Origin of the sequence: Streptomyces sp. NPDC006197 (assembly GCF_040613865.1) — a bacterium.
GTDB lineage: Bacteria > Actinomycetota > Actinomycetes > Streptomycetales > Streptomycetaceae > Streptomyces.
This window is the reverse complement of sequence record NZ_JBEXSZ010000066.1, coordinates 13,124-30,549: the sequence shown is the minus strand read 5'-3', so window position 1 is coordinate 30,549 and position 17,426 is coordinate 13,124. Positions and strand designations below refer to the sequence as shown.

The 17,426-nt window shown below is 71.6% G+C and carries 19 protein-coding genes and 1 pseudogene; 11 read left to right on the top strand and 9 right to left on the bottom strand.

What is annotated here, in order from left to right; all coding sequences use genetic code 11:
* Positions 1 to 136 precede the first annotated feature (136 nt).
* The 4 genes from ABZ318_RS21255 to ABZ318_RS21240 all read left to right on the top strand — a co-directional run bounded on the left by ABZ318_RS21255 (position 137) and on the right by ABZ318_RS21240 (position 2,643).
* Positions 137 to 706, top strand: coding sequence for an NADPH-dependent FMN reductase (locus tag ABZ318_RS21255; protein WP_356904032.1), 570 nt, complete (start codon positions 137 to 139; stop codon positions 704 to 706).
* Entirely contained in the window at positions 703 to 1,479 is a 777-nt protein-coding gene (locus ABZ318_RS21250) for an MBL fold metallo-hydrolase (RefSeq protein ID WP_356904031.1), read from the top strand. Before ABZ318_RS21255 ends, ABZ318_RS21250 begins: the two co-directional genes overlap by 4 nt.
* A gap of 26 nt (positions 1,480 to 1,505) precedes the next feature.
* Positions 1,506 to 1,937 carry a nuclear transport factor 2 family protein gene (locus ABZ318_RS21245; RefSeq protein ID WP_356904030.1) on the top strand — a complete coding sequence of 144 codons (432 nt, stop codon included), beginning with the start codon at positions 1,506 to 1,508 and terminating at the stop codon, positions 1,935 to 1,937.
* Between the two features lie 118 nt (positions 1,938 to 2,055).
* Entirely contained in the window at positions 2,056 to 2,643 is a 588-nt protein-coding gene (locus ABZ318_RS21240) for a hypothetical protein (protein WP_356904029.1), read from the top strand.
* A gap of 91 nt (positions 2,644 to 2,734) precedes the next feature.
* On the opposite strand, the gene ABZ318_RS21235 is transcribed toward ABZ318_RS21240, so the two are convergent.
* Complete coding sequence (locus ABZ318_RS21235) at positions 2,735 to 2,914, bottom strand: hypothetical protein (RefSeq protein ID WP_356904028.1); 180 nt, start codon at positions 2,912 to 2,914, stop codon at positions 2,735 to 2,737.
* A gap of 240 nt (positions 2,915 to 3,154) precedes the next feature.
* Between ABZ318_RS21235 and ABZ318_RS21230 the strand changes: the two genes are divergently transcribed.
* Positions 3,155 to 3,580, top strand: coding sequence for an ester cyclase (locus ABZ318_RS21230; RefSeq protein ID WP_356904026.1), 426 nt, complete (start codon positions 3,155 to 3,157; stop codon positions 3,578 to 3,580).
* Positions 3,581 to 3,634: 54 nt separating this feature from the next.
* On the opposite strand, the gene ABZ318_RS21225 is transcribed toward ABZ318_RS21230, so the two are convergent.
* Positions 3,635 to 3,931, bottom strand: coding sequence for a hypothetical protein (locus ABZ318_RS21225; RefSeq protein WP_356904025.1), 297 nt, complete (start codon positions 3,929 to 3,931; stop codon positions 3,635 to 3,637).
* 17 nt (positions 3,932 to 3,948) lie between these two features.
* A complete protein-coding gene (locus ABZ318_RS21220) occupies positions 3,949 to 4,332 on the bottom strand; it encodes a DoxX family protein (RefSeq protein WP_356904024.1) in 384 nt (127 codons plus the stop codon).
* 180 nt (positions 4,333 to 4,512) lie between these two features.
* On the opposite strand from ABZ318_RS21220, the gene ABZ318_RS21215 reads away from it, so the two are divergent.
* The 3 genes from ABZ318_RS21215 to ABZ318_RS21205 all read left to right on the top strand — a co-directional run bounded on the left by ABZ318_RS21215 (position 4,513) and on the right by ABZ318_RS21205 (position 8,282).
* Positions 4,513 to 4,986, top strand: coding sequence for a carboxymuconolactone decarboxylase family protein (locus ABZ318_RS21215; RefSeq protein WP_356904023.1), 474 nt, complete (start codon positions 4,513 to 4,515; stop codon positions 4,984 to 4,986).
* Positions 4,987 to 4,998: 12 nt separating this feature from the next.
* On the top strand, positions 4,999 to 5,916 hold the full coding sequence (locus tag ABZ318_RS21210) for an RNA polymerase sigma-70 factor (protein WP_356904021.1): 918 nt from the start codon (positions 4,999 to 5,001) through the stop codon (positions 5,914 to 5,916).
* Between the two features lie 224 nt (positions 5,917 to 6,140).
* Positions 6,141 to 8,282, top strand: coding sequence for a protein kinase (locus ABZ318_RS21205; RefSeq protein ID WP_356904020.1), 2,142 nt, complete (start codon positions 6,141 to 6,143; stop codon positions 8,280 to 8,282).
* Positions 8,283 to 8,289: 7 nt separating this feature from the next.
* On the opposite strand, the pseudogene ABZ318_RS21200 reads toward ABZ318_RS21205, so the two are convergent.
* Positions 8,290 to 8,475: pseudogene (locus ABZ318_RS21200) on the bottom strand (IS5/IS1182 family transposase); the annotation flags it as partial.
* On the opposite strand from ABZ318_RS21200, the gene ABZ318_RS21195 reads away from it, so the two are divergent.
* Positions 8,442 to 9,218 carry a DUF6183 family protein gene (locus ABZ318_RS21195; RefSeq protein WP_356904050.1) on the top strand — a complete coding sequence of 259 codons (777 nt, stop codon included), beginning with the start codon at positions 8,442 to 8,444 and terminating at the stop codon, positions 9,216 to 9,218. The pseudogene ABZ318_RS21200 and the gene ABZ318_RS21195 overlap by 34 nt on opposite strands.
* A gap of 26 nt (positions 9,219 to 9,244) precedes the next feature.
* On the opposite strand, the gene ABZ318_RS21190 is transcribed toward ABZ318_RS21195, so the two are convergent.
* Positions 9,245 to 9,619, bottom strand: a complete 375-nt coding sequence (locus ABZ318_RS21190; RefSeq protein ID WP_356904019.1) for a hypothetical protein — start codon at positions 9,617 to 9,619, stop codon at positions 9,245 to 9,247.
* 24 nt (positions 9,620 to 9,643) lie between these two features.
* The gene (locus ABZ318_RS21185; protein WP_356904018.1) at positions 9,644 to 10,039 is read right to left on the bottom strand and encodes a copper chaperone PCu(A)C; all 396 of its coding nucleotides are present in this window, start codon (positions 10,037 to 10,039) and stop codon (positions 9,644 to 9,646) included.
* Positions 10,040 to 10,220: 181 nt separating this feature from the next.
* Between ABZ318_RS21185 and ABZ318_RS21180 the strand changes: the two genes are divergently transcribed.
* Complete coding sequence (locus tag ABZ318_RS21180; protein ID WP_356904017.1) at positions 10,221 to 11,534, top strand: TerD family protein; 1,314 nt, start codon at positions 10,221 to 10,223, stop codon at positions 11,532 to 11,534.
* Positions 11,535 to 11,833: 299 nt separating this feature from the next.
* Entirely contained in the window at positions 11,834 to 13,357 is a 1,524-nt protein-coding gene (locus ABZ318_RS21175; RefSeq protein WP_356904016.1) for a glycosyl hydrolase family 18 protein, read from the top strand.
* Positions 13,358 to 13,419: 62 nt separating this feature from the next.
* Here ABZ318_RS21175 and ABZ318_RS21170 read toward each other — a convergent pair whose 3' ends face one another.
* The 3 genes from ABZ318_RS21170 to ABZ318_RS21160 all read right to left on the bottom strand — a co-directional run bounded on the left by ABZ318_RS21170 (position 13,420) and on the right by ABZ318_RS21160 (position 17,379).
* Positions 13,420 to 15,411, bottom strand: coding sequence for a calcium-binding protein (locus ABZ318_RS21170; protein WP_356904015.1), 1,992 nt, complete (start codon positions 15,409 to 15,411; stop codon positions 13,420 to 13,422).
* A 144-nt stretch (positions 15,412 to 15,555) separates the two neighbouring features.
* Entirely contained in the window at positions 15,556 to 16,497 is a 942-nt protein-coding gene (locus ABZ318_RS21165) for a hypothetical protein (protein WP_356904014.1), read from the bottom strand.
* A 156-nt stretch (positions 16,498 to 16,653) separates the two neighbouring features.
* On the bottom strand, positions 16,654 to 17,379 hold the full coding sequence (locus ABZ318_RS21160; RefSeq protein ID WP_356904013.1) for a PIG-L deacetylase family protein: 726 nt from the start codon (positions 17,377 to 17,379) through the stop codon (positions 16,654 to 16,656).
* Positions 17,380 to 17,426 lie beyond the last annotated feature (47 nt).

Here is a 17,426-nt window from a genome sequence, read left to right as displayed (position 1 = left end):
GTTCACTGTCAAGACTGAACGGTTCGGTTGACAGACTGAACTGATCGGTTTAGCTTCATGGCTGTCGAGCCCGGCACCCGCCGACCCGCCCGACTCACCGACTCGTCCGACCCATCCGACCGACCGGGGGACTCCCATGACCGCGTCCACGATCCTCGCCATCTCCGGCTCGCTCCGCGCCACCTCGCACAACACGCAACTCCTCCGCGCCGCGCAGAAGTTCAACCCCGGCGGCCTGGAGATCGAGATCTACGAGGACCTGCGCGAGATCCCGCCGTACGACCTGGACCTCGACACCCCCGAGAAGCGCCCGGCCGTCGTCGACGAGCTCCGCCGCCGGGTCATGGAGGCGGACGGACTGCTCATCGCCACCCCGGAGTTCAACTACTCCATCCCCGGCGTCCTCAAGAACGCGCTCGACTGGCTCTCCACCGACTGGACCAGGACCGAGGGCCTCCCGCTGCACCGCAAGCCCGTCGCGATCCTCGGCGCCGCGCCCACCAACTTCGGCACCGTCCGGGCGCAGCTGGCCCTGCGCCAGGTCTTCGTCTGGACCGACAGCGACGTCGTCGTGAAGCCCGAGGTCCACGTCTTCCGCTCCCACGAGCGCTTCGACGCCGACGGCAACCTCACGGACGAGACGACGATCGAGCTGCTCCAGGGCCTGCTCGGCGCGCTCCGGACCAAGATCGAGGCCCGCTCGTGACCACCACCGTCACCGTCACCCACCTCGGCACGGCGACCGTCCTCCTCCGGATCGGCGACCTCACCGTCCTCACCGACCCCGCCCTGGACCCGGCCCCCGCCGACTACCCGGGCGCCCGCCCGCTCCACCGCACCACCGGCCCGGCCCTGACCGCCGCCGAACTCCCGCCCGTCGACCTGGTCCTGCTCTCCCACGACCAGCACGCCGACAACCTGGACCCGACCGGCCGCGAGGTCCTGGCCGGCGCGGACCTGGTGCTGACCACCCCCGAGGGCGCCGAGCGCCTCGGCGGCCGGGCGGAGGGCCTCGCCCCCTGGGAGAGCCGGAAGGTCACGGCCGGAACGACGACCGTCACGGTCACGTCGACCCCGGCCCGCCACGGCCCGGAGGGCACGGAACACGTCACCGGCCCCGTCACGGGCTTCGTCGTCGCGTACGAGGGCGGCACGCTCTACGTCTCCGGCGACACCGTCCGCCACGACGCCCTCACGGAGATCGGCGACCGCTTCCGCATCGACACGGCCTTCCTCCACCTCGGCGACGCGCACTTCCCGTCCACCGGGGACCGCGCCTTCTCGATGAGCGCGACGGAGGGCGCCGCCCTCGCCCGCACCCTCGGGGCCCGCACGGTGATCCCCCTCCACTACGACTCCTGGGACCACCTCGCCGAGGACCCGGCCCGCATCACGGAGGCCTTCGCGGCCGACCCGGAACTCGCCGGCCGGCTGAGGTGGCTCCGCCCCGGCGTGACCGAGACACTCGAGATCACCTGAACACCACGAGCCAGGAAGGGCCGCCCATGGCCGAGCAGCGTCCCCCGCTTCCCCCGTTCACCGCCGAGACCGCCGCCGCCAAGGTGCGGGCGGCCGAGGACGCCTGGAACACCCGCGACCCCGACCGGGTCGCCCTCGCCTACACACCCGACTCCGTCTGGCGCAACCGCGAGGAGTTCCTCAAGGGCCGTGACGAGATCAGGGCCTTCCTGGCCCGCAAGTGGGCGAAGGAGAACGGGTACGCGCTCCGCAAGCAGCTGTGGGCGTTCACCGACGACCGCATCGCCGTCCGCTTCCAGTACGAATGGCACGACGAGACGGGCCAGTGGTACCGCAGCCACGGCAACGAACTCTGGGAGTTCACCCCCGACGGTCTGATGTCCCGACGCGAGGCCAGCATCAACGACGTCCCGATCCCGGAGTCGGACCGCACGCTTTTTGGACCGCGCACGGACTAGGAGCGGTGGGCGGTCCACACCCGTTTCCACAGGAGCAAGCCGCTGTGGAAAACTGCCCGGAGCATGAGCACCTGGGGGGCCAGTGGGCAGAGCGCATATGCGGAAAATGCTGCGGCTGATGGAGAGCGGGGAGCCGGTCACGCTCACCGTTTCCACGACGATGAAGAGACTCACCAAGCTCGCCTTCATCGCGCAGCAATTCGGGTACGAGTACGCGGACCTGAAGCTGGGCAGCGGCGGTTCGTGCGTGATGTGGCTCGTTCCGGACCCCAGCCCGCAGGCCCGGGCGCTCGCCGCGGAGAACCGGGCTCGGTACCCGCACGCGAGCGACGGGGTCTCGCTGCCGTCGTACGCGCCCGACGCACTCGAACTTCTCAAAGCCCGGATGACCTTGGACCTCAAGCGTCAGTACTCCACCGGGAAACGGCTGGCACTCATCTTCGCTTTCCTCGCCCTGGCCGCCGCGGGGATCGGCTCCGAGTACGGCGACAACGCGATCGACGCCCTCACCATCGCCGGAGTCTTCCTGGCCGCGACCGCGGCTCCGGTACCCGTCGGGTTCGCCATCAGCCGACGCTTCGTCGTCAGGTACACCGCCCGACTGGAGGCGGCCGGGTTCACGCCGGTGACCGACCGGAACGGGCGGCTGCGGTACGTGCCGCCGGGCGGGCAGCTTCCCGGGCACGGCAATCCGTTCGCCGGCTGACGCAGTCCGTTTTCGAGCCCCGCGGTACGACGGCCCGGTTCCCGCCGCACGCGGGATGCCGGGCTGTCGGTCTGTGGACTTCGTCCTGGTCTCAGGGGTTGTCGATCGAACCCGGGTCGAACGTCCGGAAGGTGCCGCTGAGGGGCAGCACGACCGTCCGTCGGTGGGTGTCCTGCGCCGCGGCGGAGGTGGTGGCCACAGGCAGGGTCAGGCCCAGCACGGCCAGGACGAGGCAGACCTTCGTGGCGGCGCGCGCGAGATGACCGCGCATGGATGCTCCCATCGGTGAGGCGGGACCGTGTATCCACGCCCTCCCGCGGACGGAAGTCCACCCTGTCCAGCCGACCGAAAACATGTCGAGTCGAACCGGCCCGGACGAGTGAGGCCTCACGCGACCGGCCCCAGGGCCTGTCGAGGCCGCGAGTCGTGGCGCAACCGGACAACCCGAACCGTTCCGCACGGTGGCCGCTAGGCTCCGCCTGACCGAAAACCGCTCGTCCAGGGGGACCTGATGTCAGATCAGAACAAGAAGGTCGTGCTCGGCTTCTTCGAGGCGGTCAGCGACCGCCGCCTCGAAGACCTGCCGCAGTTCATGGCGCACGACGTCGTCGACCACAACAAGATCATCCACGGCGAGGCCGACGAGCCGGGAGCGGCGTTCGACGGCCTGCGCCGGCAGCTCGCCGCGTTCGACCCGCTCACCGTCCGCGTGGACGAGCTCATCGCCGAAGGCGACCGCGTGGTCGCCCGCGTCACGCAGCGGGGCGTCCACCACGGGACCCACCCGCGCATGCCCGAGCCCACCGGCCGCGACTTCGACGTCGAGGCGATCTGGATCCTCACGCTGGTCGACGGCAGGATCTCCGAGATCCGCGCCGTGAGCGACCGCCTCGGCCTCTTCCTCCAGCTCGGCTGGGACTGGCCGCAGACCGACTGAGCCGTACGGCGGGGGCCGGCGCGACCGGACCCGGCCGAGTCCGCGGGCGGAGGGTCAGCGCCCCCGGCGCGCCCCGGCCGTCATCGCGACGGCCCCCGCCACCGCGAGGACCGCGCCCGCCGCCATGACGCCCCGGCCGGAGCGGTACGAGAGCACCGACCAGCACGACCGCGCCGACAGCAGCGAACCGACGCTCGCCCAGGACCCGACGGAGAGCGCCGAGGCGGCGGAGCCGATCGACCCGACCGAGAGGAACGACCCGACCGAGCCGATCGACAAGGTCGAGTTGACCGAACCGACGGACAGGAACGAGTCCCGGGACCAGAGCGAAAGACGCGAAGAGTCGGCCATGGACCGATCGTAGGCGCTCACGCGGCGAACGCCCCGGGACCGAACCGCCCCCACACCAGGAACAGACACAGCCCCAGGTAGATCACGTCCCCCGCGATCGTCGCCCGCTCCCCCCGCCTCAGCCGCATCGTCAGCGCCCCCACGAACAGCAGCACCAGCCCCGTCGCGGTCACCGGCACGAGCACCGGTGCGACGTCGAGCACGGCGGGCAGCACCAGGCCCGCCGCCGCGAGCAGCTCCACGGCGCCGATCGCCTTCAGCGCACCCGGGCTGAACTCCAGCACCCACTGCGCCGACGCGCCCAACGCCGCCATCCGCTCCCTCGGCAGGAACATCTTGAAGCTGCCGAGCAGGCAGACGAAGGCCATCAGTCCGGCGACGATCCACAGGGCGAGATCCATGGTGCGGCTCCTTGCTCCGGTCGAGGTGTGCGCTCGCCCCCGAGACGAGACGGCACCCCCGCCCGTGACACCCCGCATCTGAGACCTGGATCACACGGGGGGTCGTGTCACAGGACGCCGCGCCGTCTCGTCTCGGGGACGTAAGCCCACCGACCCGCACCGAACCGAGGAGACACGACCATGGACGCACGGATCGACTTCTTCGCCAGCCCCACCGCCGGCAAGGCCCTCAAGCACCTCATGGCCGCCGGCCGGATCCTCAAGGACTCCACCCTCCCGGCCGCCGTGCAGGAGCTGGTCTCCCTGCGCATCAGCCAGATCAACGGCTGCGGCGTCTGCCTCGACATGCACACCAAGGAGGCCATCGCGGCGGGCGAGAGCCCCGTCCGCCTCGGCCTCGTCGCCGGCTGGCGCGAGGCCACCGTCTACACCGAGGCCGAGCGCGCCGCCCTCGCCTTCGCCGAGCAGGGCACCCGCGTCGCCGACGCCGGCGAAGGAGTCAGCGACGAGGTCTGGGAGCGGGCCGCCCGGCACTTCGACCAGGAGCAGCTCACCGCCCTCGTCCTTCTGGTTTCCTTCATGAACGCCGCCACCCGCATGAACATCATCAGCAAGCAGCCGGCCGGCGGCTACGAGGTCGGCCAGTTCCACTGAACGGGGAGTGACATGGGCAAGGTCGAGGAGTTCGAGGAACTGCGGCCGCTGCTGTTCTCGATCGCGTACCGGATACTCGGCAGCGTCAGCGAGGCCGAGGACGCCGTGCAGGAGGCCTGGCTGCGGTACGACGCCTCCCCGACCACGCCCACGTCCCCCAAGGCGTTCCTCTCCGCCACGGTCACCCGCATCGCCATCGACGTACTCCGCTCCGCGCGCGTCCGCCGGGAGGAGTACGTCGGCCCGTGGTTCCCCGAGCCGCTGCTCGACGACCCGTACGAGGACCCCGAGCGCGCGGCCGAGCTCGCCGACTCCGTGTCGATGGCCGCGCTGCTCCTCCTGGAGCGCCTCAGCCCCCTCGAACGCTCCGTGTTCGTGCTGCGCGAGGTCTTCGGCTTCGGCTTCGACGAGATCGCCTCCGCCGTCGGCCGTACGGAGCAGGCCTGCCGCCAGCTGTTGGTACGGGCCCGGCGGCACATGCAGGACGGCCGGCCCCGCTTCGAGGCGGACCGCGCCGAACGCCAGGAACTCGCCGCGCGCTTCTTCGACGCGTTGAAGGGCGGCGACGTCGACGGCCTGCGGAACGTCCTCGCTGCCGACGTCCAGATGGTCGGCGACGGCGGCGGCAAGGCCCCGCAGCTCGCCCGCGCGATCGCCGGCGCGGACAACGTGGCCAAGCTGCTGGCCGCGCTCTTCCCCGTGATGCTCCGGGTGGACCTCACGCTGGAGCCGCACGACGTCAACGGCCAGCCCGGCGCCATCGTCCGCGACCGCGACGGCAAGGTCCTCCACACGCTGTCCCTCGACATCGCCGACGGCCGCGTGCAGACCATCCGCTCGGTCATCAACCCCGACAAGCTCGCCCACCTGGGCCCGGTCGCCGACGCCTGGGCGATCCACGAGCAGGTCCGCGAGGCCCGCCGGGGGTAGGACCTCAGCCCGCCTTGACGGCCTCGACGAACGGCACCCACGCGGCGGCCGGGAGGGGGACGGGGCCGTCGGGGCGCGGGCCGGCGCTGCTGGACGCGGCGGCGGCGCGGTTGTCCCAGCCCTCTGCCCACCGCAGGGGTACGCCGAGATCCCGGAGGGCTAGGCGTCGTTGCGGCCCGCCTCGTACAGTCGATCGACCGGTGTGGATGTCGGAGGGGGCACCTGTGTCAGGGCGTGTACTGTCCGGGCGCTATCTGCTGGGGAACCGGCTGGGGGCAGGCGGGATGGGCGTGGTGTGGCGCGCGCAGGATCTCGTGCTGCACCGTGAGGTCGCCGTCAAGACGGTCTCAGGGCCCGGTGTGACGTCGGAAGCGGCCGTCCGGTTGGAGCGCGAGGCGCGTGCTGCGGCCGGTCTGTCCAACAGCCCGCACGTTGTCACGGTCCACGACTTCGGGCGGGACGGCGAGACGCTGTTCATCGTGATGGAACTGGCACCCGGCCGCACGTTGGACCGTGTCCTGGCTGCCGATGGCCCGCCGGCACCGGCTCGGGCGGTCGACTGGGCCCGCCAGGTGTGTGCCGCGCTGGAGGCGGCGCACGAGCGTGGGATCGTCCACCGTGACGTCAAGCCCGCGAACGTCATCCTGACGCCCGACGGGACGGTCAAGGTCCTCGACTTCGGCATCGCCTGGTTCCACCCGGCCCTGGGTCTCGACCAGTTGAGCCAGGTCGGGGGCGTCCTGGGAAGCGCGCCGTGGATGTCGCCGGAGCAGGCGCGAGGCACCCAGGTCGGACCTGCGTCCGACCTCTACTCCTTGGGCTGTCTGTTACACCACCTCCTCACCGGACAGCCACCGTTCTCAGACCGGGACGCCCTGTCCCAAGTCGTCGCGCACGTGACCGAGGCCCCTGAACCGCCGTCCCGTACGTGCCCCGGGCTTCCTGTGGAGATCGACACCCTGGTCGCCGACCTCCTGGCCAAGTCCCCCGACCACCGCCCCGCGTCAGCGGCCGAGACCGCGGCCCGTCTCGGCGCGATCGCCGAGCTTCTGGGCAACGCGGCGACCACCGGCCGCGCCCGCCCTCGCCCTGTGCCCGAGCCTTCCACCGGGCGGCCCGTCAGCCGCCGCACCCTCCTGATCGGCATCGGGGTGGTCGTGACCGGCGGGACGACCGCGGTGGTCGTGCCCAAGGTGCTGGACCGCCCCGAACGCGGGACGGGACTGGGCCCCCTCAAGACGAAGTGGAAGGTGCCCGGAGAATTCCACTCGTTCGGCCAGGTCGGATCCGTGCTGCTGACCACGGCGCCGTCGTCGGAGGGAGTTGTGTTCCAGGCCAGGGACGCACACACCGGGAAGGCGTTGTGGCAGCTGCCCGAGAACACGGAATTCGTCCCGGGATCGCTCTCCTTCTCCACGGACTCCCTTCTCGTCCGCCGCTCCTACGACACGGCGCAGTGTCTCGACGCCCGGACCGGCAAGGTCCGGTGGACCCACCGACGAGAGCCGGACAAGGACGAGGTGACCTCCGGCGGGTACGCGGTCTTCGCCGACGGCGCCCTGTTCACCGCCTTCGGAGCCTGGGTGTACAGGCTGGATCCCCGGACGGGAACGGAGATCTGGTCCCGCCGGATGACCAGCAACCTGGGCACGGTTTACGGCCTGGAGCATCATGGCGGACTGGTCTTCGCCCAGGACTGGAAGGAATGGTGGACAGCCTTCGATCCGGCCAGCGGCACACCTCGTTGGACGGACAAGTCAGGGGAGCCGGGTACCAATATCCCCGTGGACTTCGCCGGTGCGGCGAACGGCAAGATCTATTTCCAGGACGACGAGGGACTGCGTGTCGTCAACGCCGCTGACGGCAGTGCCCTCCCGCCTCTGAAGGCGAGCGGACGGATTCTCGCCGAGCACGGAATTGCTTTCTCCGACAGTTCGGCATCAGGCGCGGCGGCCTGGTCGCTCACGGACGGCCGACGGCTGTGGAACCTGCCCGACACCACCTGGCACCTCGCCACAGCCGGCACGACCGTCCTGCTGTCAAAGCGAACCCCTGACACGGGTCTGATTGCCGCGAACATCCTGACGGGAGCAGTTCTGTGGGAGACGGACGACCTTGTCTTCATAGGCAGCCCGCCGGAGGAACGCGACGAGCAGCCCTGGCTCTTCTCCCGGACGAGCGGCACCAACGACGTGGTCCAGGTCGACCCGGGCACCGGAAGGCGGAGCAGTCTCGGCATCTTTCCCCAGAACCCGATCTCAGCTGCCTGGTTCGACGGGACCCTGTACGTCACCTGTGGCGACGGCATGCAGGCCGAGTCCGTCAAGAACGCGAACCTGTACGCGGCAGACGCTCCCCGCCCCTAGGGGGCGATCACGTGCGGAGCCAGATGGTGGGGGCTGCGGCGGTCGCGGTGCCGAGGTGGACGTAACGGCGCCTGTCGTAGCGGGTGGCCACCGCCCGGGACTGTTTCAGGCGGTTGACGGTCCGCTCGACGGTGTCGCGCTTCTTGTGCGGGTCGGCCGCTGCTGGCCACCACCCCCGGCCCCGAGAACGCCGCCCAGGCGCTGCGACTCGTCGCCTCGGCGTACGGCACCGGCCCGAAGGATGTGCGCTATCCGGCCTCGCTGCTGGCCACCGGCCAGGCGGCGGGGGACCTGGCCCCGGCGTTCACCGGCGACGTCTCCGACGAGTTCCGGAGCTGCCTGGCCCACGAACTGGTCCTCAGGGGCGTGCCGGTCGCGCAGGCGCCGGGGATCGCCGCGTGGGCGGTCTCGCCGGAGCGGCGCGGCCACCCGCTGTGGTGGCTGCCGCTGACGGCGTCGGACATCGAGTCCGAGGCGGCGCTGCCCCACCACGGCACCGGGAGCAGCGGTTGGGCGATGCCGTACGGGCCGTCGGAGCATCGCGTCCCGGCGGTGATCGGCGACGCCGGTGCGACGGCGGCTGTCGAGACGACCTCGCGGGCCCGGGCCGCGGCGATGGGCGCGGCGGTGGCGACCTGGACGGAGGAGTCCAACGGGCGGGTCGAGGCGCGCGTCTTCGACCTCGCGGAGCCCCTGGACGCCGGGGCGATCCCGGGCGCGCTCCTGACGCTGGGGCTGGAGTGTCTGGCCGGGGTCGAGCAGGACTCCGGTCTGTCGGGCGTCGTGCGGACGCCGGCCGAGGCGTGGCGGGTGCTCTTCGCGGCGGCGTCGAGCGGAGGGGCGTACGGATGGGGCGAGTTCGGTGCCTACGGCCGGCTGGCGGCCTGGCGGTCCCTTGGTCTCGTACGGGTTCGGGCCCGCACCCGTCGGAGGTGAGGGCCCGAACGGGCGAAGCGGCCGGGTTACTTGATGGTGATGTCGGCGAAGGCGAGGGTGAGGGCCTCGGGGTCGTCGTCCTCGTCGTCGTGGAAGCTGTCGGCGGCCCACGCTTTGGTGAGGTGGATGCGCCGGGCCTCGGGGGAGGCGGGGTCTCCGGCGATGATGATGACGTCCTGCTCGGTGGACAGGTCCTCGACGGCCTGGACCCAGCGGCCGGCGGCCTCGTTGCGCTCGTCCTTGCGGACGATGAGCAGCCCGCCGCGGCGCGGCTCGTCGGAGCCCTGGTCGGAGGCGACGAAGGCGTCGATGTCGTGGTCCTCGCCGGCGAGGGTCAGGTGGGTGACCTCTTCGAGCTCCTCGGTCTGGGAGTCGCCGAGGTCGAGGTGGTAGACGGTCATGGCAGTGCTCCTGGGCGTGGGGGGTCAGTAGAGCTCGGGGGAGGTGCGGACGGGGATGCGTGCCTTGACGACCTTGCCGGTGGACAGGAAGAAGATCACTCGCGCGTCGTTGCCGGGGGTGATCAGGTGGGTCGGCTTCTCCAGCATCAGGTGGTACTTGCCGGGTTCGAGTGCGAACTCGCCCTTGGCCGGAATGGTGATCTTGTCCAGCTTGACCATCTTCGAGGACTCGGAATCCGCGACGGTCTCGTAGATGGTGATGTTCTCGTAGTCCGGGCTCTTGATCTTGGTGACGTCGATGTCCTCCTCATGGGAGTTCTTCATCGTCAGGTACCCGGCGGCGGGCAGGGCGTTGGGCAGCCACCGCACCCAGCGGTTCTCCGGGATGACGGTGACGTAGGTCGAGACGGGAATCTTCATCGGCAGGGCCTTCCTCTGGACAGTCGCCCGAACGTGAGGTTCCGGGCCACCCTGGGTAACGATCGCCCTGACCATGGTCACGGAAAGTGACGCAAAGGTGGCGGTCTGGCCGAAACGCGGTCGAACACCGCAACCGTCCACCCGGCTGAACTCCGCATCACGGGGCTGTCAGGATGCGGGCATGACGCAGATCATCAAGGGGGGAAACCTTCCGCTCAGCGGCGAGCCGATGCGGGTCGCCGTGGTCCGCCGGTCCGGCGGGGCGGAGGCGCCGAAGGTCGACGCGGCCGCGCTGCTCGTCGACGCGGACGGCAAGGTCAGGGACCGGGGCGACCTGGTCTTCTACAACCAGCCCGAGCACGCCGGGAGCGGCATACGGCTCCTGGGGGAGACCCAGGGCGAGGGCGGGATCGTCGCCGACTGGCTGGAGATCGACCCCGGTCGGATCGAGGCCTCCGTGGAGCGGGTCGTGGTGGCGGCGTCCTGCGACGGCGGGACGTTCGGCGAGGTCGAGGGCCTGTACGTACGGGCGGTGAGCGCGGCCACCGGGGCGCAGTTGGCGCTGTACGCGGTCGAGGACGCGACGACGGAGACCGCGATCCTGCTGGGCGAGTTCTACCGCAGGAACGGGGGGTGGAAGTTCCGGGCGGTGGGGCAGGGGTACGACTCGGGGCTGCCGGCCCTCGCGACGGACTTCGGCTTCTCGGCGTCGGAGGAGGAGGACGAGCCGGGGGACGAGGGCGCGCCCGCACCGGAGATCCCCGCCGCCGTGCCCGCACCCGCCGCCGTGCCCCCGCAGGCCGCCCCCGCGCCCCTCGCCGTCGAGAAGTCCGGCGCCCCCGTCCCGTACTCCGGCGCGCCGCAACCCGCCTCCCTGGGGCGGCTCAACGACCTCCCCCGCGAATTCGGCCCGGAGTTCCCGTACTTCGAGTACCAGGGCGACGGCAAGGAGGACGTCGAGACCGGCCTCACCCTTCCCCGTGGCTTCATCGCCGTCGACGTGGTGAAGAAGGGCGCCGGGTACCTGGACGTCGTCACGCTGACCGTCCGCAAGCGCCGGTGGCGGCAGGTCGTGCGGAGCGGCATGGACGATCTGCGCGGGGTGGGCGTCCTGCACCACGACGGTCAGTCGCCGTTGCGGCTGAGGGTGGACACGCGCGGCCGGTGGATGATCAGGCTCCGGCCGGTGTCGACGCTGCGGGCGTTCGACGGGCCGGTGGAGGGGTACGGGCCGGACGTCCTGGCGTACACCGGCGACGAGACCGGTGTCAGGTTCCGGTTCGAGGGCGACGAGGACAAGAAGGGGTACTTCGGCGTCGCGGCCCACCGGAAGGGCGGCCACTGGGAGTACCGGTTCAGCCGGCGCGACCGGGGCCGGGGGAAGGGCGACCTCCCCCGGGGGCCGCGCCTCCTCGTCGTCGAGGCGGACGGGGCCTGGTCCATGGAGCCCCGCCCGGGAGGCGGCGGGGGGTTCTGGAGCAGGTCGGGGCGCTAGGGGGCGTCTTGCCGATCAGGCGTCGCGAGCCCGGCCTGATCGGCAAGACACCCCCTGGGGAAGGGCGGAAGGAGCCTGTGCGTGGCTCGCCGGACCAATCCGGCCCGCCACGCGCGTCGTTCCAGCGTCCGCCCGTACTCGCCGGGCGGACCACTCGACGTATCGCCGAATTGGTCTAGTCCAAGTTTGGTCCAGGCCATTGACGTGACCATGTTGGCGGGGGTTACTTCGTATCCCAACAGCCGTGCCCGACAACGGCGTTGGCGCACCCCGTACCCCCCCACCGTCATTGGATTGCCATGAGACGACGCGTACGTTCGCTCCGCTCGGCCCTCACCGCCGCCGCGACCGCCGTGGCCGCCCTCGGCCTCGGGGCCGTCGCCACCGCCCCCGCCCAGGCCGCGACCCCGCTCCCCGCCCGGGTCTTCGCCCCGTACTTCGAGTCCTGGACCGGGGAGAGCCCGGCCGCCCTCAGCGCGCAGTCGGGCGCCAAGCACCTGACGATGGCGTTCCTCCAGACCGCCGCGAAGGGCTCCTGCACCGCGTACTGGAACGGCGACACCGGCCTGCCGGTCGCCCAGTCCTCCTTCGGCGCCGACATCGCGACCATGCGGTCCCGCGGCGGCGACGTCATCCCCTCCTTCGGCGGCTACACGGCCGACACCACCGGCACCGAGATCGCCGACAGCTGCACCGACGTCAACCAGATCGCCGCCGTGTACGAGAAGGTCATCACGACCTACGACGTCACCCGGCTCGACATGGACATCGAGGTCGACTCCCTCGACAACGCCGCCGGCATCGACCGCCGCAACAAGGCCATCAAGCTCGTCCAGGACCGGGCCGCCGCCAACGGCCGCCAGGTCCAGATCTCGTACACCCTGCCGACGACCACCCACGGCCTCGCCGAGAGCGGGCTCGCGGTGCTCAGGAACGCCGTGGCCAACGGCGCGAAGGTCGACGTCGTCAACATGATGACCTTCGACTACTACGACAACGCCGCCCACGACATGGCCGCGGACACCAAGACCGCCGCCCAGGGCCTGTACGACCAGCTCGCCAGGCTCTACCCCGCGAAGACGTCCGCCCAGCTCTGGGGCATGGTCGGCATCACCGAGATGATCGGCGTCGACGACTTCGGCCCCGCCGAGACCTTCACCCTCGCCAACGCCCGCACGGTCTACGACTGGGCGGTCTCCAAGGGCATCAACACCCTGTCCTTCTGGGCGCTCCAGCGCGACAACGGCAGCTGTGCCGGCGGCGCCGCCGCCGACAACTGCTCCGGCATCCAGCAGAACACCTGGGACTTCTCGCACGTCTTCGCCCCCTTCACCAGCGGGACGACCGCCCCGGCCGACGACTTCTCGGTGACGACGACCCCGTCCGCCGCCACCGTCACCGCGGGCGCGTCCACCTCCGCCACGGTGAGGACCGCGGTCACCTCCGGTGCGGCGCAGACGGTGAACCTCACGGTCGGCGGCCTGCCCGCAGGCGTCACCGCCACGCTCAGCCCCGCCTCGGTGACGGCCGGGGGCTCCTCGACCCTCACCGTGAACACCACGGCGGCCACGGTCTCCGGCACGTACCAGATCGTCGTCAACGGAGCGGGCCCCTCGGCCGGGCACGCGGCGGTCCTCTCCCTGACCGTCACCGGGGGCGCCACCCGGTGCACGGCGGCCCCGTGGGCCTCGTCCAGCGTGTACACCGGAGGCCAGCAGGTCTCGCACAAGGGCCACACCTGGAAGGCCAAGTGGTGGACGACGGGCGAGGAGCCCGGCACCACCGGCGAGTGGGGCGTCTGGCAGGACCTCGGCGCCTGCTGAACCCCTCAGGGGAAAGGGGCCCGGAGTCGTCGACTCCGGGCCCCGTCCCTCGTGTCGACCGGTCACGGGCAGCTGATGCGGATGTCGCCCGAGTCCGTCGTGCAGGTGTCGGTGTTGTAGCCGCCGTTCGCCGTGTCGTTGCCGGCGACGCCGTCGACGGTGTTGAGGCTGTCGGAGCCGTAGTTGCCGATGAGCGTGTCGCTGCCCGGCCCGCCGATGAGCGTGTCGTTGCCGTAGCTGCCGTCGGCCCGGTCGCTGCCCGGCCCGGCGTGGACGGTGTCGTTGCCGAAGCTCGCGTTGATCGTGTCGTTGCCGCTGAGGGCGCAGATCACGTCGGTGTTGTAGCTGCCGTTGATCGTGTCGTTGCCGCTGGTGCCGATGATCGTGCAGCCGCGGTTGTTGTTCACCGTGGTGGTGCGGGTCGCCGTGTTGTTGCCCGTCGCGGGGTCGGTCTGGGCGGCGGTGACCGTCGCGGTGTCGGTGAGCGTGCCCGTGCGCGAGGGCTCGGCGACGATCGTCACCGTGGCGGTGGAGGGGCCGGAGGTGCTGCCGACCGGGTTGAGCGTGCCGATCGCGCAGGTGACCCGGCCGGTGGTGACGGTGCAGGTGCCCCGGTTCGTGGTCGCCGACAGGATGGTGGCCGTCCCCGTCAGGGTGTCGGTGAGCTGGACGCTCGTCGCCGCGGTCGTGGTGCTGTTGTTCGCCACGCCCACGGTGTACGTGGCGGTGTCGCCGATGCTGACCGTGGCGGGGCCGTTCTTCGTCACCGAAAGGTCCACGCCCGCCGGGGGCTCGACGCCGCCACCGCCCAGGTAGCGGGCCAGGGCCCGGTCCTCGGTGGAGCTGACGTCCTCACCGGCGAGCCCCGCCGTGACGATCTTGCCGTCGGGCTGCACCGCCACCTGCGCGGCCTGGTCCTCGGGGCCGCCGAAGTCGGTGGTCACCCGGCCGTCGCCGCCGAAGTCCGGGTCCAGGCCGCCGCCCGTGTTGTACCGCGTCAGCGCGAAGTCGCCGCCGTACGTGCCGGCCGCGACGATCCTGCCGTCGGGCTGCAGCGCCACGTCCGCCGCGCCGCCGTCCTCCGGCCCGAAGGCGGTGGTGACGACGCCGTCGCCGTCGAAGCTCGGGTCCGGAGCACCGGCGGCGGTGAACCGCCGCACCAGGAAGGTGTTCCCGCTCTTGCCGGCGGTGACGATCCTGCCGTCGGACTGCAGCGCCACGCCCTCCGCCGATCCGGTGCCGGTGGTCACCCGGCCGTCGCCGTCGAAGGTCGCGTCCAGGCTGCCGTCGGGGTTGTAGCGGGCCAGGGTGACGCCGTTCCCCACCCCGGCGGCGAGGATCTTGTTGTCGGGCTGCAGCACCAGATCCCGGACCCAGGCACAGCAGCTGGGACCGAAGGTTCCGGTGACGATGCCGTCGCCGTCGAAGGTCGGGTCGGGGACGCCGGAGGCGGTCCAGCGCACCAGCGACCACACGCCGCCGCTCGATCCGCCGGCGACGATCCTGCCGTCGGGCTGGACGGCCACCGCCTCGGCGATCTCGATCTGGTAGAAGTCGACGTCCGTGGTCACCCGGCCGCCCTCGCCGAAGGTGGGGTCCAGGCTGCCGTCGGGGTTGTAGCGGGCGGCCGCGAAGTAGCTGTTGGCGGCGATGTCGGTGGACGCGCCGACCGCCACGATCTTGCCGTCGGGCTGAAGGGCCACGCCCCGGCCCTCTTCGTTGGCACCGAAGTCGGTGGTGACGATGCCGTCGCCGCCGAAGGTCGTGTCCAGCGTGCCGTTCGGGTTGTACCGCGTCAGCGTGAAGTCGCCGGAGGTGTCGGGGGTGTAGCCGTCGCCCATCGTGACGATCTTGCCGTCGGGCAGTACGACCATGCCGTCGGCGCCCGCGTAGCCGCCCAGGTCCGTGACGACCCTGCCGTCGCCGTCGAAGGTGGGGTCCAGATCACCGGGCGCGGCCGTCGCCGCGGCGGGCAGGCCCAGGACGAGCGCCAGGGCCGCGACGCCGACCGCGCCGGCGCGCCGGGCCCGGCGCCAGGGGGAATGCAGGGGCATGCGAGACCACTCCGTCCGTCGGAAGCTGCGGGGCCACAGCTTTCTGCGACGGCGGCGGACGGGCGGGCCGCGGCGGGCCGGACTGCGCCTACTGGACGGCGGCGTACCACCCCCAGGGGTGAGGAGCCGATCCCCTGGAGGGCATCACAGCGTCCCGAACTTCCTCCTGTTGCCGTCGTCCGTGGTCTGCTGGTCGCCGGAGATCCGGAGGACCGCGTCGGGGAGGGTGCCGCTCAGGTAGTCGCCGAAGGCGGCCGTGGCCGCGGCGAGGTCGTCCAGGACGGTGGTGAACGTTTCGGAGACCGCCGCGCCGAGCTCGCCCGAGGCGGCGCCGTCGGCGTTGTGGGTGACGGCCTGCTTCAGGGCGCCGGTGGGCGTTCCGTAGACCTCGATGGCGACCTCCCGGAGGTTCTTGGCCGCCCGTACGTGCTCGGCGTGGTCGACCTCGATGCCCTTGCCCGGGTCGGTGCCGGCGGGAAGGGCGCCGTCGCCTCCGGCGCCCGCCCCGGCGACCCCCGCGGCCACGCCTCCGGAGGCGGTCCCGGCGAGGGCGGCGGCGACGCCGGGGAGGCCGGCGACGGCGGGATCCCGCACCAGCAGGCTCAGCTTGCCCGTGATCTGCCGGTGGCAGGTGGCGACGATCGCCCGCGCCGAGGTCTGGGCGTTTCCGATGGCCTGAGTGACGACGCCGCCGGACGCGCCGAAGGTGAGCACACCGGCGGCGAGCGCGGCCACGGTGGTCCTGGCGCACTCGGCCGCGACCTCGACCACTTCGGCCTTGGCCACGGCGATGCTTCCGGCGACCGCCTGCGCCACGAGGGCCGTGTTCGTCCCCGCGGTGGAGAGGGTGGCGAGGTGCTGGTTCCGCACCGTGTCCCAGTGCTCCCCGAGCGCGTCCATCGCCTCGCCGCGGCCGGACGACAGGAGGCGCGTCATGTGCTGGTGCGCGTCCCCCACGGCCTCCTCGACCGAGCTGACGTAGGGATCGAGTCCCTCCGCCATCGAGTAGTACGGCCCCTGCTCCGCCTCCGGCCGTACGAGGTACTGGTCGATCAGGACGCGGTACAGCTCCGACGCGTCGGTCATGGTGTGAACTCCCCCTCGTCACGCGCGTGTTGGTGGCACGCGCCCCACGTGTGCCGCTCACGGTCCCACTCGCCCCGCGCGGCCACAAGAGCGACGCCCGGCGGACAGGCCCCCAGGGCCTGTCTGACCATTCCCGTCGGGTCCGGCCCTGGGCGGTCAGTCGATGTGGACGATCTGGAAGGCCTCGGCCATCCGGCCCGGGGGCAGGCCGCCGGCCGTCGCGTGCTCGCCGAGCCAGTCGCGCAGGAGGCCCGCCAGGTCGTCGAAGTGGGCCGTCTGCGAGGTGTGGATGCGCAGGGCCTCGACCTTGCGGTCGAAGACGGAGGTGACGTCGACGTACTGGTTCGGGGTGGGGCCCGTCATCAGCCACAGCTCGTGGACGGTCCACGGCTCCAGGCCCTCCTCCCTGAGGAGTTCCGGGTGGGCGAAGGGGTTGCGGGCCTCGGGGTAGACGGCGCGCAGGCAGGCGTCCCCGACCGCCCGGTGGTCGGGGTGGAGGTCGGCGACGCGGGCCCAGTTGATCTCGGGGGACGGGACGATGGCGCGCTGCGGCCGTACGTCGCGGATGACCCGGCACAGGTCGCGGCGGAGCTCCACGGAAGGCTCCACGAAGCTGTCGGGGTAGCCGAGGAAGCGGACGTCGGTGACGCCGCTGAGCTTGGCCGAGTGGACCTGCTCGGCGCGGCGCAGGTCCGCCATGACCTGGCGGGGGAGCGCTTCGTCGTAACCGCCCGCGCCGCCGTCCGTGACGATGCAGTACGTGACGCGGGTGCCGCGCTCGACCCACTGCATGACGGTGCCGCTGACGCAGAACTCGATGTCGTCCGGGTGCGCGGCGACGACGAGCAGGGACTCGGGGGTGGTCCGGTTGAAGTCCTCCATGGGGCCAGCCTGTTGGGGCGGAAGGGGCGTCGCAAGGCCATGTCGTG